Annotated in this window: 15 protein-coding genes; 7 read left to right on the forward strand and 8 right to left on the reverse strand. The window is 48.4% G+C overall.

Annotated elements, in window-relative coordinates; all coding sequences use genetic code 11:
* Nucleotides 1-238: 238 nt before the first annotated feature.
* The 3 genes from FCL45_RS05395 to FCL45_RS05405 are packed head-to-tail and all read right to left on the reverse strand — an operon-like array spanning nucleotide 239 to nucleotide 2764.
* The gene (locus FCL45_RS05395; protein WP_136798456.1) at nucleotides 239-991 is read right to left on the reverse strand and encodes a 4Fe-4S dicluster domain-containing protein; all 753 of its coding nucleotides are present in this window, start codon (nucleotides 989-991) and stop codon (nucleotides 239-241) included.
* The gene (locus tag FCL45_RS05400) at nucleotides 988-1827 is read right to left on the reverse strand and encodes a 4Fe-4S binding protein (protein WP_136798455.1); all 840 of its coding nucleotides are present in this window, start codon (nucleotides 1825-1827) and stop codon (nucleotides 988-990) included. Before FCL45_RS05400 ends, FCL45_RS05395 begins: the two co-directional genes overlap by 4 nt.
* 10 nt (nucleotides 1828-1837) lie before the next feature.
* Nucleotides 1838-2764, reverse strand: a complete 927-nt coding sequence (locus FCL45_RS05405; RefSeq protein WP_136798454.1) for a DUF362 domain-containing protein — start codon at nucleotides 2762-2764, stop codon at nucleotides 1838-1840.
* Between the two features lie 271 nt (nucleotides 2765-3035).
* On the opposite strand from FCL45_RS05405, the gene FCL45_RS05410 reads away from it, so the two are divergent.
* The gene (locus tag FCL45_RS05410) at nucleotides 3036-3281 is read left to right on the forward strand and encodes a DUF3179 domain-containing (seleno)protein (RefSeq protein ID WP_136798453.1); all 246 of its coding nucleotides are present in this window, start codon (nucleotides 3036-3038) and stop codon (nucleotides 3279-3281) included.
* Nucleotides 3282-3405: 124 nt separating this feature from the next.
* The gene (locus FCL45_RS05415; RefSeq protein WP_217907676.1) at nucleotides 3406-3639 is read left to right on the forward strand and encodes a response regulator; all 234 of its coding nucleotides are present in this window, start codon (nucleotides 3406-3408) and stop codon (nucleotides 3637-3639) included.
* A 120-nt stretch (nucleotides 3640-3759) separates the two neighbouring features.
* Here the strand turns inward: FCL45_RS05415 and FCL45_RS05420 are convergent, their stop codons facing one another.
* Complete coding sequence (locus tag FCL45_RS05420) at nucleotides 3760-4410, reverse strand: flavodoxin family protein (protein ID WP_136798451.1); 651 nt, start codon at nucleotides 4408-4410, stop codon at nucleotides 3760-3762.
* Nucleotides 4411-5085: 675 nt separating this feature from the next.
* Between FCL45_RS05420 and extKL the strand changes: the two genes are divergently transcribed.
* Together extKL and FCL45_RS05435 are read left to right on the forward strand one after the other, a co-directional pair.
* Nucleotides 5086-6429, forward strand: coding sequence for a multiheme c-type cytochrome (seleno)protein ExtKL (extKL, locus tag FCL45_RS05425; RefSeq protein ID WP_267314008.1), 1344 nt, complete (start codon nucleotides 5086-5088; stop codon nucleotides 6427-6429).
* Nucleotides 6430-6568: 139 nt separating this feature from the next.
* Entirely contained in the window at nucleotides 6569-7015 is a 447-nt protein-coding gene (locus FCL45_RS05435; RefSeq protein ID WP_136798448.1) for a hypothetical protein, read from the forward strand.
* Between the two features lie 117 nt (nucleotides 7016-7132).
* Here FCL45_RS05435 and FCL45_RS05440 read toward each other — a convergent pair whose 3' ends face one another.
* Nucleotides 7133-8029 carry a YitT family protein gene (locus FCL45_RS05440; RefSeq protein WP_136798447.1) on the reverse strand — a complete coding sequence of 299 codons (897 nt, stop codon included), beginning with the start codon at nucleotides 8027-8029 and terminating at the stop codon, nucleotides 7133-7135.
* 983 nt (nucleotides 8030-9012) lie between these two features.
* On the opposite strand from FCL45_RS05440, the gene rsgA reads away from it, so the two are divergent.
* Entirely contained in the window at nucleotides 9013-10131 is a 1119-nt protein-coding gene (gene rsgA / locus FCL45_RS05445) for a ribosome small subunit-dependent GTPase A (protein ID WP_228721444.1), read from the forward strand.
* Nucleotides 10132-10245: 114 nt separating this feature from the next.
* Here rsgA and FCL45_RS05450 read toward each other — a convergent pair whose 3' ends face one another.
* The 3 genes from FCL45_RS05450 to FCL45_RS05460 form a co-directional block, all read right to left on the reverse strand.
* Nucleotides 10246-10473: a hypothetical protein gene (locus tag FCL45_RS05450; RefSeq protein WP_136798446.1), complete on the reverse strand. Its 228-nt coding sequence runs from the start codon at nucleotides 10471-10473 to the stop codon at nucleotides 10246-10248.
* A 538-nt stretch (nucleotides 10474-11011) separates the two neighbouring features.
* Nucleotides 11012-12343, reverse strand: coding sequence for a hemolysin family protein (locus FCL45_RS05455; RefSeq protein WP_136798445.1), 1332 nt, complete (start codon nucleotides 12341-12343; stop codon nucleotides 11012-11014).
* A 47-nt stretch (nucleotides 12344-12390) separates the two neighbouring features.
* Entirely contained in the window at nucleotides 12391-13359 is a 969-nt protein-coding gene (locus FCL45_RS05460; protein ID WP_136798444.1) for a calcium/sodium antiporter, read from the reverse strand.
* A gap of 471 nt (nucleotides 13360-13830) precedes the next feature.
* Here FCL45_RS05460 and FCL45_RS05465 point away from each other — a divergent pair, with 471 nt between their 5' ends.
* The gene (locus FCL45_RS05465) at nucleotides 13831-14535 is read left to right on the forward strand and encodes a TVP38/TMEM64 family protein (protein ID WP_136798443.1); all 705 of its coding nucleotides are present in this window, start codon (nucleotides 13831-13833) and stop codon (nucleotides 14533-14535) included.
* On the forward strand, nucleotides 14528-15193 hold the full coding sequence (locus tag FCL45_RS05470) for a VOC family protein (protein ID WP_136798442.1): 666 nt from the start codon (nucleotides 14528-14530) through the stop codon (nucleotides 15191-15193). The genes FCL45_RS05465 and FCL45_RS05470 overlap by 8 nt, the downstream gene beginning before the upstream one ends.
* Nucleotides 15194-15253 lie beyond the last annotated feature (60 nt).

Below are 15253 nucleotides of genomic sequence, written 5' to 3' on the forward strand. Positions count from 1 at the left end.
AGATAGACTGACTGTCATTCTTACCATATCAAGACAGATAAGAACTGCCCCTAAGCCAAGCAACACTTCAATTACTTTTCGTTAGTCAAGCCGATGCGTAAGTGCTTAAATCAGGCAATAAGGCCTATAGAGCGGTCGTTGATGTTAACAAAGCCAATAGCTGGAAATACGGTTATATAGCGCAACATTTCAGAGATGACTCATATTGCCAGAAAATGAATTCGAGCATGGAAATGAGTTAAAAACCAAAGTCTTCGACGCCAATCTTCTCTTGTTTAAAAACTTTAGGCTTTTCTGCCTTTTCATGAATATCCATCCGGTCGATGTATATGGCGATTTTGCGTACCGGGCAGATCGACTCGCAACCACCGCAACCGATGCAAGCCTCTTTGTGAACTATCTCAGGCTTGGTAATACCCGGCTTATAGGGCACCATTTTAAGGGCGCCTGTGGGACAATGTTCAGCGCACGCCCCACAGGCCTTGTCGTCTTTTTTGACAATACACTCATCTATTACCAGCTTTGCAATGCCGATTCTGGTTACTTTCTTTTCTGCCAGGGACATTGTGCCAAGTGCCTTGGTCGGGCAGATCTCAATGCATTTTCGACATTGGTAGTCACAGAAGTGGTGGATTCCATATTTGAGTACCGGTTGCATGAATCCAGCGATACCGTTTTCAAGAAAAGCCGGTCGTAGTACTCCGGAAGGACATTGACTGACACAGAGTTGACAGGCAGTGCAGCTCCTGCGGAATGCCTTGAGGGATCCGGCACCGGGTGGAATGGGCGCAGAACCTTTACCTGATGCCGATATCGTTGGTGCATTGGGTGTATCAAGTAGATTCGGTGGGGTTGGTGGGGCTCCACCTTCCGCTGCTGTCGATAATCCTGGCAGGGGAAGTGTGCAGACGACAACAAGGCCGGTATGCATCAATTTAAGAAACTGCCTTCTTCCCATTTGAGCCGTCGTACTCATATCGATTGAACTCATACCGATTTTCTCTTTATGGGGGAGTTATAAGAAATTGCTTCATAATTACAGACGGGCAGGCAGTTAAAGCAACAAACACAGTTACTGGAGTCCACCTGCTCTGTTTGGAGGGTGATTACCCCAGCTTTACAATGTTGCTCGCAAAGACCACAGGAAACGCATCTCTCATCATTTATGGTTACTCGAACAAGAGGTTTTATAGCAGCCAAACTCAGCACTGTGCCTACAGGACAAATGGTATTGCACCAGAACCTTGGTCCATAAGCATAGAGAAAGTAACAAATAAGTGACAGTGAGAGCACTGCGACGAGAAGCACGGAAATCCCTGCAAAATGATAATCTTTGGCCACAACACTGTATATGCCGAACTGATTGAGCACAACAGAGAGCTGGTTATTGGCGAAGGTGAGTGGGGGGACTGCAAACGTCGTGGTCAAGCGCCCGAAAAGAGACCATGGATCAACAAGCAACAATGCCAGCGACGCCCCGGAAAATATCGATATAACGCATACGGTAAGGATGCTGTACCGTACTATCGCCGGGCCTTGGCTCGTGTTCTTGACCTTTTTCTTTTGGAACCGGGCCAGAATATCATGCAAGATACCGAGCGGGCAAAGAAAAGAACAGTACCAGCGTCCGAAAATCACTGTAAACAAAGTGATTGCAATAACGATTGCAAAAGAACCCGCCATCAGGGCTGGAATGAATTGAATGCGACTGAGCAGGGAAGGATCAAACCCGTAAATTTCGGAAAATGTCCCACCAACATATAAAAGCAGCAGTAGAAAAAAAGATCCGGCAAAGATTCGCCGGACCAATTGCAGAGTACGACCCATAACCGAATTGTTACAGTTTAACGCGCATGATATTTAAAGAAGCCAGGTCAGTTGTGCCAAGACCGCTCTCTTCCCCTTTCTGGATGTGGCTGACGTCGCTCACATCCATTGGTCGTAGCTGGGAGAAAAACTTTGTAGCCGCCGTATCCACAGCAACGGGGTCAGATGAGGTGAACATTGCCCTGGTCTGAGCCACATCTTCAACACTGATGCCGGATGGCCCGTTGCGCACCATTGTGCGAAAACCATCAACAATATTGAGCGTAGGCTTTTTTTCCCAGGTGCAGAGATCGGCAATACATTGTTGCAAACCGGATCTGTGGAAAATTCGCCTGTCCCAGACTATGCCCATATTGTTTTTCATGGCAATAGACATGCTCGCACCGCCGTGGTGTTTGAGGGTGGGAACATTGAACCAGACATCACTGTTAATCAGGGATTTATGGATCTTTGTCTCTTTGAGAACTTTACCTTTTGGTAGTGAAACCGATGTATAGTATCGTTCATTGTTGCCGGGAACCATGGTGCCACCATGGGACTCAACGGCCTCTTTAATGCCACTGAGTTCATAGCAGCTTTTCCACTCCTGACAGGTGTGGTCGAAAACTTCAACTCGACCAGCGCCAGCTTCAAAAGAGAGCTTAACCAGCTCACCAATAACTTCCGGGCTGGTATTGGCACCAAGTTCAGGTGTTTTTGCCCAGCCGATATTGGGCTTTATAACTACCCGGTCACCTTTCTTTATAAATGCCTCAATACCGCCAAGCTCCTGGACAGTCCGTTGCAGCATATCCACCGGGGAATTGCCACCCAAGACCGCTACGAGATCCTTGCCATTTTCTGCGAAGGCCTGTCGTACCCAGAGGGGTAAGCCAAAATCAAGTGAGGTTGCTGCTGTTACCACCATTCCTGTCTTAATGAAATCACGCCTGTCCATACTCACCTCCAATTGTCTTGTGGCAGCCAGTGTAGCATGTCTGAAAAGTATACCCGCTTTTTATAAAAATCGCCGAACCGATCGGGTGTCAATTAAAATGACGGCCATACAATATGATGCGGTCACTGGGATTATGCGGATTGTGGTAGGTTATTTCTGGAGTTCAGAGGAGGGCAGTGCCCACGCATATAGTGTCAGGAAGTTGAGCCGACACGAGATTGCCAATACAATCATCGGTGGTAGGCCTATTGCGGCAGGTTACTGACCCCTTGTGGATCTGGAGGCTGTGTACAGTCGCATACTGGATGGTAAGATACTCACCCTGGCTCCTTCGGGTTGGACCTGTAAAAACACCTTCCTGTTATATGACAAAGAGACTATGAGCCTCTGGTGCCCTGAACGTAAAGGATTACGCGGTATCAGCGGTGAACACTACGGCCAATATCTGCCTCTGATCGAGTCGGAAGACACCAATTGGCAGGAGTGGGTTGAGAAACACCTGATTCAAAACTGTTAAAGTGATTGCCGGGCATTTGTTTAACAAGGATTTCCTAATGACTGTCTTGATCGCTGGCTGTTCCTGGTTGAGCGGGAGAGTGTTTTAACAACCTCGTCCAGCCAGGATGAGCCGCAATTCGTGCTTGATAAATATAGATCTTCTACTGACCGATGTGATTATGCCTGGTATGAACGGCAGGGAGTTAGCGGATGGATTCAAGGAAATAAATCCGAACCTGAAATGTATGTTTATGTCAGGGTATACCGTCAGCGGCGTCACTCACCCGAATATACTGGGCCCGGAGGTGAATTTCCTGCAAAAGCCGATTAGCAATAGAAAGCTTGCTCCGGGGATCAGGGAATCCCAGGATAGCTGAAGCACCAGTTCGTTTAAGCGAGGGAGTTCATGGTGATCGCCGCCTGCAAGTATGCAATTGATTAGCCTGCAAAATACCAAACACTTTGTGGTATTTTTCAGGCCTTTTGCATTTACGTTTCTATGGGGTAAGGGTTATCGCTTTGGCCAGGTTTTCCCCAGCCTGGATGACTTTGTCCAGTTGTTCCTGATCGTTTTTTACCTTGCCCCGGTGAAATATCCTGAAGATTGCTATCTCATCTACTATTTCATAACCCAGGGCTTGAAGCGGCATACGCATCGCCTCCAGGGTAAATCCCATATCCTTTTTATTTTCCTGTTCACAAATAGCGACAATGACAGCTTTACGATTTTGTTCTGCCAGATTGCTGGACCAGGCTCTGGGAATGGTATCCTGAAAGTTGTATAAGCAGTATAGCCTGTCAATGAAAGCCTTCATCCAGGCGGTGATGTTGTAGTTGTGAGTAGGGCAGGCCAGCACAAGCCCCTTGGATGAAAGCAGCGGTTGATACAGCATCGACATACCATCGAGAAGTCCTGTACAGATCTTATCCTTCCGGCACATCTCACAACCGATACAACCTTGAAATTGGATATCCCTGAGTTGATACGATTCAGATTGCACTCCCTGCCGGGAGGAACCTTTGAGGGCATTTTTCAACAGTATGTCTGAGTTGCCGTTTCGTCGGGGACTACCGCCGATGCCGAGAATCTTATTATCTGGTGGGGTGGAGGTCGAAAGCTCTTTAAGCATGGCGTGTATTGAATTCATAGAGAAGCCTTGAAGACGAATTGGGCTGGTGAATCAGGGGAATTGAGAATGAGGTACACACTGGGCGATACAGTTGCAATGTATTCTGCTTGAAAGGTACATCAGAACGCAGTTGATGGTAATTGAATCGCCAAGTGGATCAATTTGAAATCATAGCAGAGAGTAGTGCCACCCCTATTTTTGTTTCAGCAGTCATGTGCCGGGAAATCGGTCAGCGGTATCAATATGCCACTGCAGAATAGCATAGTGCCTGACAAGTATGTGCTGGACTAAAGTGTCTGGCCGTTGTAGAAAAATATATGTAATAACGATTTTTTGTCTGGTACTTTGTGGGGTTTTCGATGGAGGTGAATATGCAATCTCCGCTTGAAGGCAGACCACTAAGTTATCCTGCCCGGTTGTCTGCCCGAGTACAGGCTGTAAGACAAAGTCCGGGATACATGCGCCTGACGGTTGGCACGGGTCTTTTTACCGGTGTCGGGCAGGGGACGAACCATTCTGCCTTCTCCACGAATTTCAGTAAGACCTCCTCTCAATTATGTTTCTTCACCCTTCAATTACAAGGGGTTCCGCGTCGGTCAATTGCCGCTGGAGTCATTAAGATCATCTGCTGCAGTACTAAGAACGCATCTGGCAAAAAGCTGTTCAACTTTCACTTCAACCGCAGGAGGAAGTATGAAAATTGCTTTTAAAACAATTGTTGTAGTTTTCGCTGTGGTGGCATTTGCACCATTCGGCGTATATGGGGCCGGGGGCCCCAGGCCCGAACCTCCTCCAAAGGCGAAAACTATCGCCGAGCTGGCAGAGCGTTATGATTCGGAGAGATGTGCCGACTGCCATGAAGATGTCCATGACGAATGGTCTGAGTCGCTCCACTCGAAATCTATTCTGGGTTCTCCGCGTACAGCGCCAACTATCATCACTGCCATCGAAAAGGGGTTAAAGCGTTTCCCGTATTCGGGTGTGAAAGAAGATTCTGATATCACGGTGGAACATCTGATGATGTGCATGAAATGTCATCTTCCCCAACTCGATGAGGCAACAGATGACGTTGCTCGTGAGATCGTCGCTACCATCAGGGGTTGGCAGCAGGCATACAGGGATGGAGATGAAGACAAGGCAGAAGAACTGGAAGAGACAATCGCCAGCCTGAATATCGGTTGCATGGTTTGCCATAACAAGGTGGCAATCATTCACAAATATGCAGATGGCTACCCCCAGCCGGATACGGTATACGGTGCTCAGGAAGGTGAGCATGAGGACGAGGAATATCAAAAGATGGCAGAGGCTCCGGCACTTGGCGAGTCTATCTTCTGTGGGCAATGTCATGGTCAGGGGCCGAACTTCGAGTTGGACCATCCCTCGCAGTGCGCCACCGCCTATGGCAGTTATCTTTTTGCCTATGCAGCCCATGGAGGCTCCGAGTCGTGCCAGGAGTGCCATATACACAAGTCTGAGCTTGGGCATAACATGCAGTCGTATCGTAATGATGCCATGATCGAGATGGCGCTCGATGTCCGCGTCGAGGGCCGGTCGTTATTCTGGCGCAAAAACAAGACAGAGGGTGTATTGCCTATCGGTATTATCGATGTTGAGATCTACAATAAGACGGGACATGGCGTCCCGGATGGCTGACCCACCCCGAACCGGCTGGTCCTGGATGTGACCGCGAAAACAATGGATGACGAGGTGGTGTTTAACGAGCAGAGAATTTACATGCCATTCCCAGGTCGTTTTGGCAGGGGCAAGGAGATGGGCAGAGGGCCCTACGAGAAGAGTGGGTTGCTTAGGGAAACAAGCATTCCGCCGCTTGCCAGGGTGCATGAAACATTTGAAATCACCTACCCATTTGAAGATGTCGCTAAGGGCGATTCCACCCGCAGAGAGTTGGTAAATGACGAACTGAAAGTCTCTGTGGTGCTGTGGTATGTGCCCTTTGGCGAGTTTGACGGTAATGAAGTCGCTTTTTTTGAAGAAGAGAGAACGCTCGACCTGAAGACCGAGTGGGTCTGGAGATAAGGGAGGCTTGAGCTATTCGATGATCCGGCCCGTGCGTACAGTCGTGAACTGCTACGTGCGGGTTGCAGTGCTGGTACAGAGCTTATTTGTGAGATAACGTTCTATCGGTTCCCCAAAATTGAAGAAAAGGGGGCGTTACATGAGAATTCTCATCGCGTGTGTTCTGTTGGTGCAGGCTGCTGTGTGTTTCGCGACTGAAGATTGCCCAAATCATGACGCATTCAGGGAACAAGGTTGGGTAATCCATGATAAGGAAGAGTTCAATCAGATACTCACCCAGCGTCTGGAGGACTTTTTACCACAGGTGGGTCAAGACCTGGTCCTCGATCAGGATGAGTACTATAAATCATGTTATTGCTATGATGACTACCTGATAATGCAGATCGTTATTTACGACCGGCTTTCAACCTGTCGGGATGAGATGTGGGGCGATGTGGCCTTTGCCCTGACTGGTAATTTCGACGGAGATTACGTTGAACTGCGCTGGTATGATCCGGTGTCGAAAGAAAAACATATTGTGTGCAACCCAGATTATGTGTGCTGTGTAACCACCAAGGTGCCTCTGGCGGTGAATACTATTTTTTAGGTTCGGCTCTGGGCGCACTTGCATTAGTAGGAAAACGGCACCAGCTGGACTCGCAGGGGGATGTGTCAAACCAGTACTATTGATCCCCGCCGCCTTTACTCGACCCATTCAGCATTTTCAGCCAATGGGGGCAATATAGTAGCGGCCGGAGACGCCCTCAATATCATGATGATAATAGAAACATTCGGGATCGGCCCCTTCAACAGCTTCTATGAGTTGGGGTAATTCTTCGTGGGTGATAATGGTTCTTACCATCTTGAATGATTCCCCGCTGCGACCGCCCAGCCCGGGTTGTACTGTATAGGTACGATGGTCGAGGGTGGAGGTGATCGTTTCTCCGACAATTTCGAACTTCCGGGTTATTATCGCGACCATTATGATCTTAAATTTTCGATAGAGATTATTCAGCGTCTGGGTAGAAATGAAAATGTAAATACAGGTGTACATCAGCGTGTTTATAGCGGCTTCGAAGTTGCCGTTTTTCATGAAATCCATGAGCAAACCGAAGCTGGTCGAGCCGATAGCTGCAAAAACGGCGATTGAGCCGACGGGTTTTAAATACTTCATGGCAAAGTAGGCGCCCAGTATATCTTCGTCACCCGTTGAGCCCCGCCTTTGGAAGGCAATTGCCTTTGCCACACCAGCCAGGAGACCACCAAATATGACGAGTATGATGCGCTCATTCTGAGGTTCCGGTTCCGCGAATTGTAATTCAGGCAGGAAGGCTAAAAAGAGTACAACGGTTATAACGATAATGAGTGAGCGCGTGGCAAACATGGAGCTGACTCGAAGAAACGCGAAAATCAGTAAAATGAGTTGAAATACTAGGTATAAGGCGATGAATAACCAGTAACTGTCGAAATAATAGGAGAGAGCGGAGGCGACTCCTTCAGTGCCTGTCAAAATCACTTTTGAGGGTAATACGAAGTACTTCAAGGCGATAGCGTACAAGGTGCCGGCACCGATAATCATCGAATAATCAACCAGACACTGTTTGATTGTTTTAAGTTTCATTTTGCGATTCAGCTCACTCGGTGAGTAACATGCCGGGCATTTTTGTCAGTTCAGGCGAAGGGAGGTCTTCGTTGAGTCGAGAGATTAACTGCTGTTTCCGGCATGAGTTTTCCAGAAAAATGCACGGCAATGAATAGGGAGTATGCTTTGATTGTACGCTGACAATCACTTGAACTACAGGATATTCTGATAGCATGCACCATTTGTTGGTTGCGCATTCAGGTTGAGCCTGAACCGGTTAGAGAAGGCTTCATTGAGAATAGTTGTAATGCGAACAACGGTTATTGCGTTGGAATGTTGAGTTCCATGTCGTTGATCGAAGAGGTTGCCCGGGGGGAATTGAAAAGCACCAATAGGCTTGATTCACTGTTTTGGCTCATCGCCGCCAGAGTAATTGGATTTGCCCTTTTGCATAGTGATTTTAGATGATAAGTGAAATCAGGCAAGTTTCAAGTTCTGAATTGTTTACCTTGTTGACAGGTTGAAATGGGCTTACTATCATGAAGTTGATAACGTACAAGGAGGTTTTATGCTGAACAGTTCAATGGATCTTGTGGTTGCAGTTGCTGGAAGGAATGCAGCTCAGCGCACAGGCAATTGATCAAGCAATTTGTAGTATTAAATTCCAAAGATCGTAGATGATATCTTTGAATTACCCACTCCGAGTTGGTTCGATCGAACCTATGCACCATTTTTGCGTCTTTTTTCAGCAACACTTTTCCGATAGTAACTACAGTATCTTTGAGGTGGCTGCAGGCAGCAGAATGGATGTTGGCAATCAGGCCGAATATTTCATGAAAATGAGCCGGGATTATTCGTTGTCAGGGATCTGCAGTAAACAATTAGAGCTGCATCCTTGATGCCTTAATCGTGGCAGAAGCAAAAAACGTGAGATATTCGGGATAACGTCAATTGCTCTCCTACATGCTTCTGACAGTGGCCGATCATTGTTTGTCAAAAACAAACGACTATTTGGAAGTGCAATGAAATCAACACAGAACAATATGCAGACAATTTCACAGGGAAATACCACCCACCTGAACCGTCTTGGCTGGTCTCCATTTTTTCAGGATCAGCTGGGCAATGAGGATATTGCATCCGGCATTGCAAGGGTCATCGGAGTGAGGAGAAACAGCTTGGTGGTGAGTCAGGGGGCCAGCGAGATGCTGGTGACTGTCTCCGGAAGTATCACTAATACCCGCGAAGCTGCCTACCCGGCAGTCGGGGACTGGGTTCTGTTGCAGGACTCTTTTATTATAACCGTTCTTGCCAGGCAGAATGCTCTTGTGAGAAAGGAATCCGGCAGAAAAAAGCATAAGGAAAACGATAGGTTGGGTCAGGATCAGGTTATCGCCGCAAACCTGGACAGAGTTTTCATTGTTTGCGGGCTCGATCGGGATTTCAACCTGCGGCGAATAGAACGGTACCTTACCCTGGTTTATAACTGCGGTATTTCACCTGAAATCATACTGACCAAAGCTGATCTACATCAGAACCCGGGTGAATGTCTCGATGAAGTCGAAACCGTGGCCTGCGGTGTGCCCGTTTACCTTGTTTCAGCTCGGGACGATGAGGGCGTGCTGGCGCTGAAATCGAGTCTTCCGGCCGGTGAAACTGCTGCTTTGATAGGTTCATCCGGTGCCGGTAAATCCACCTTGATCAATCGGCTATATGGCAAAGATATACAGACTACCGGCTCGGTGAGTGAGAACCTTGGTAAGGGAAAACACACAACTACCAACCGTGATCTCATCATCCTGCCGACTGGTGGAATGTTGATTGATAACCCGGGAATACGGGAGGTGGCGCTGGCAGCAGGAGATGCGAATTCGCTTTCTGCCTTTCCGGATATTGAGAAAGTGGCGAGATCCTGCAGGTATCTGGATTGTACTCATACCCATGAGCCGGGGTGCCAAGTATTGATAGCTGTTTCCAACGGGGAACTGAACGACGAAAGGCTGAAAAGTTACCAGAAAATCCGTGATGAACTCAGGTATATCTCAGATCGTGAGGTGAAAAGTGCCGCGCGGGTGGAAAGGGAACGATGGAAAGGGGTAGCACAGAAAATTAAGACCATTAACAAGAAGAAATATCATAGATAATGCTCTTTTTTGCTAAAGAGCGAAAAAGCTACAGCCTTGTTGCGTTGCTGGTCAGCGGGGCTGTGGCAACGTAGCAAAAAGCAGGTCTTTTTTGATGCAACAGGCATATCAGCCTTATTTCCTGACTTCTCTGATTATACTGTCGGCCTTATCGCTCTGGTGAGGCAGAAGGTGCTGTGGACAGTGGTTGGCACCCACTTCCACAGCAATCCTGTATCGAGCACATTTCTGATAATTTGTATTGCAATATTCCTGCTTACGACGATCGAGGAGTTCGGGGATCTCCTCAAAAACTCTGCAATTGAAGTAGTCGCAGACGTCAGCAAATTCACACTTATCCATTGTACGCTCCATGCACAGTAGTTAATACCTACACTCATTTTATCCCAGGCCCTGCTGCTTTTCAAAGTCTGTATCAAAAAACAGGTGAGAAGTGATATAGAGGTAAGGTGCATTTTCGTAGGTATGTTTTCTGATTGGATTTGATCCTTGCCACGATCTACCAGAAACCTGCGATTCAGAGACTTACGGTGTCTCGTTGAGAATGTTGTTTTCATCGGGCATTTCAACGATTGCAGGGTACATTCCCGAACAATTCAGCCGGTAACAACGAGTTGAGGAAAAAGGGCTTAGTCTGACAGGCTCCTGGTGTAATGCAGAAACGAAAAAGAGACAGTAACGCTGCAGGTGGCAGATGAAGAGGAGGCTGCAGCGTTACTGTGGTGTAGGCGAGTAACACAAAATCAGAAAAAGTGTTACTCGTTATGTTGCCGGAATATCAACAAGCTGTCAAGAAAAAAAACTTCGTGAGTTTAGAGGATCATTATCGAAGTGGTCATTATCGAAGAGGTACTGCCCAGGATTAATCCCGTCTGTCGTCTCACGAATTGTCGGCCTCATCGGACCCGTTTGCACCATTGGTATCAGCTTCAGGTAATCGACTTGCCATGACTTTATCAACACGATTGCCGTCAAGATCGACAATTTCCAGCCGCCAGCCCTGCCATTCGGCAACATTCCCGGAATGTGGGACTCCCCCAAACAAGCACATCATCATTCCACTGAGTGTGTGATAGCGTTTTTTCTTCTCCTCGGGAACACTCTTTAGTTCAAGGAGATCTTTGAGTTCCGGGACAGGGATTAACCCGTCTATCAGCCAGGATCCGTCTTTACGTTGTACTGCCCAGACATCTTCCCGATCGTCAGGCTTGAATTGTCCCGTCAATGCTTCAAGAATGTCCTGCAAGGTGATCAGGCCAAGAATCTGGCCATATTCATCAACAACAAAGACCATTTGGATATCCGATTCGCGGAACTGTTCCAGCAGTTTCATGCCCGAGAGTGACTCGGGTACATAAACAGCCGGTAGTAGATGATCGGTAATATGTTCAGTCAATTCCCCTCTGAGGTGCTGCTTCAATAGCTCTTGCGCGGTAATTACCCCGAGGAGATTGTACATTCCACCACGGCAGACAGGGAGGCGGGAGTGATCGGAATAAGCAAGCATTTCAAGGTTTTTCTGAAATTGCTGCTCAATATCCAGGAATACAATTTCGCTGCGAGGTGTCATGAGGGAGGCAATCTGGCGGTCATCGAGGCGGAACACATTGCGCAGCATTTCGTGCTCTTTCTCTTCGATGATTCCCGCTTGGGAACTTTCCTTCAGTATTGCCCGAATGTCCTCTTCTGTGAGGGATGCACTGTTCAAATCCTTTTTACCGAGGAGCTTCAGAATAATATCGGTTGATTTGGAGAGCAGATAGACAAAAGGCCTGGACAGTTGCGCCAATATCGCGATGGGGCGGGCCATCATCCTGGCGATTCCTTCGGCGTTGAATTGAGCGAGTCGCTTGGGTACCAACTCGCCCAGCACGATGGTCAAATAAGTAATAGTGACCACAACGATAGTGGTTGCCGCAATCGCACTGCTCTTTGGCGCCAGGCCGAAACCTGAAAGCAGTTTGGCCAGGGGACCGGCAAGCGCAGCCTCACCAACGATACCATTCAGGATGCCGATGGCCGTGATTCCGATCTGAACGGTGGAGAGGAACCGGGTAGGCTCCTGACCAAGTTGTATGGCAACAGCAGCTGAGCGGTCACCCTCCTCGGCAAGCCTCTGCAGACGGCTTTTTCGAGCAGTGACCAGGGCGATCTCCGACATGGCGAAGATACCGTTGAGAAATATAAGAGTGATAAGTATGGCGATCTCCAAGTATCTTCTCCTTTAAGTTAAATGAGTTTATTCCAAGGTATCCTGTCTTAACCAAACGTAGTGCTGACCAGATAGACCGTATACCCGGCATAGAAGAAAAGCAGCAAAATTCCTTCAATACGGTTGATACGGCCGGGGCCGCGGAACCCATAACCGATGGCAAACAGTGACAGGGTCAACACTGCCAATACCGGCATGACATGGCCTAAAACTTCAGGCCCTATCGAAATCGGATGAATGGTCCCGGCGATTCCAACCACCGCCAGGGTATTAAACAGGTTAGAGCCAATTACGTTTCCCAGGGCGATGTCGTGCTCTCCTTTGCGAGTGGCGATAACAGCCGATGCCAGCTCTGGAAGAGAGGTGCCGACAGCGACAATGGTCAGACCTATTATCAAGTCGCTCACGCCAAAACTGTAGGCTATTTCCACGGCACCCCAAACCAGAATTCGGGAACTGATGATCAGCAGTATCAGTCCTGCTGCTAGCCAAAATAGTGCTCTCTTGATTGGCATGGTAGTTGTTTTCAGCTCCTGCGCCATTTCGACTCCCAGGGTATCCTGACTTTTATGTAGTCCCTGCCGGATGGTCCAGATCATCAGCCCAGCAAACAGGAAGAGCAATATCGCCGCATCCACTCTGGAGAGCATTCCATCCCAGACCTGCCAGGTGGCGAGAGCGGTCACAGCGGTTAGAATGGGCAATTCTTTGCGCAATACCTGGGAGTGAACCGCGATAGGGCTTATTAATGCAGTGAAGCCAAGGATAAGTGCGATATTGGTGATGTTTGAACCGTAGGCGTTACCGATTGCAATGCCAGGGCTTTCCTCAAAAGCTGCAAAAGCCGAGACAACCATCTCAGGTGCGGATGTGCCAAACCCGACCACAACCATACCGATTAAAAGCGGAGGCATGCCGAAATGGCATGCTGTAGAAGCGGCACCTTCGACAAAACGGTCTGCGCTTACGATGAGCAGTATGAGTCCCAGGACCAACGCAAGACTTGGTAGTAGCATTTTTTCCTCAATAGTCGTGCTTTTTTCAAATATCATCCTGCTATTTCGTGCCGATTATCAGAAATGCAGCATGTATCCATATGATAAAGGTAGACGGGTATGCCTGGCAATGGTATGTGTCCGGCACCTGACAGCCTGGATCGGTCTGGCATGATATCGTTGAAAGAATGCGAATTAATTCCAATGCACAGCTGAAGATTTGTGAACGGTGAGGCGAAAGGGCGATAGTAAATCCTCGGATATTGTTTATTTTGTCAGGGGATTGTTTGGGAAAGTCTCCCCAGGATAGGCAATGCATGTGCTACGCTATGTTCCAGGTCTCACTCTTTTTTCTTTCAAATCATCGGTAAACGCAATTAGTGAGCAACGGGGAATACCAACAACCAATTGGAATCTGCAGGCTCACTCAGATATACTTGCCGGAATTTCAGGAAATGGCGTATATAACAACCTTGGCGTTTGGGAATGAATATGGTGAAAAACAAGAAGTTCAGTCAAGCAGTGTTCTTAGGTTTTCTGGCGTTGATGGGGATACTGTTCTTCGGCTTTGACCTTCATCATCTGCTCACTTTCGAACGTTTGAAAGCATCCCAGGCGGAGTTCGCCGCCATGTTCAGCGATGAGCCGGTGAAGGTGATCGTTGCCTACTTTGCAGTCTATATCCCCTATGTTGTCCTTAACCTTCCGGGAGTAATCATTCTCGGGCTTGCCGCCGGTGCCATGTTCGGAGCCGGACTTGGTACTCTCATTGTCTCCTTTGCAAGTACGATTGGCGCTGCACTTGCTTGTATAATTTCACGTTACCTGTTGCGAGACTGGGTGCAGGCCAGGTTTGGCAGCAAGCTCGACAGTGTGCATCGGGGAATCGCAGAGGAAGGACATTTTTATCTTTTTTCTCTTCGCCTTATTCCGGTGATTCCGTTTTTTGTGATCAACATGGTGATGGGGGTGACCCATATGCCGCTGCGCACGTTTGTCTGGGTTTCCATGCTTGGCATGTTGCCGGGTACTTTTGTGTTTGTTAATGCCGGTAGCCAGCTGGCCAAGCTTGACTCTGGTACCGGAATACTTTCCCCAGGCTTGTTGCTTTCATTTGCCCTTCTTGGTAGTTTCCCCCTTGCTGTCAAAAGAATGTTGTGTGATTACAAGAGAAGGAGGCGTTGGAAAGATGAGTAGTGTGAGGAATACCGGGCTCGACCATCTGGTGATTGCTGCCCATACCCTTGAACATGGCGTTAACTATGTGGAGAAGCAACTTGGTGTAACTTTGCCGTATGGTGGCGAACATCCAAAGATGGGTACCCATAACCATCTGGCCAGGATTGGTAATGATATCTTTCTGGAAATTATCGCTATTAACCCGGCCGTCGGCCATCTTGAGCGGCCCAGATGGTTCAACCTTGATGACCGGCGAATGCAGCAGAGCCTCAAAGAGTGCCCGCGGCTGATCAGCTGGGTGGTGAACACCGGTGATCTGGGCAGCCTGCTTGAGGGGGCGCACTGTTCCTTCGGTACACCAGAGCCGATCAGCAGGGGGGAACTCAGCTGGCATTTCGCGCTGCCTGCAGATGGCAGGCTTTTAGGGGGTGGCTTTCTGCCGTACCTGATTCAGTGGCATGTCGATAGCCATCCGGCCGGGAGAATGGCGGAGGTGGGGCTGCGACTGAAGTCGCTTACTTTGTATCATGACAACCCGATGTGGTTGCTGGGCATGCTGACCTCTATCGGAGCCGATAGGCTGGTTGAGGTCAAAGGAGCATCAGGGGCGGAGCCGCAAAGCATTCGGGCCGTATTTGACACCCCTCTGGGAGAGGTGGAGCTAAGCTCCTTGTAAAGAAAAGGTGGGGCCGGGGTGGCGTTGACCCCATCCTTTTTCAGGAAATTCTTTTTTGGC

This window comes from Desulfosediminicola ganghwensis, from assembly GCF_005116675.2.
Classification (GTDB): Bacteria; Desulfobacterota; Desulfobulbia; order Desulfobulbales; family Desulfocapsaceae; genus Desulfopila; species Desulfopila ganghwensis.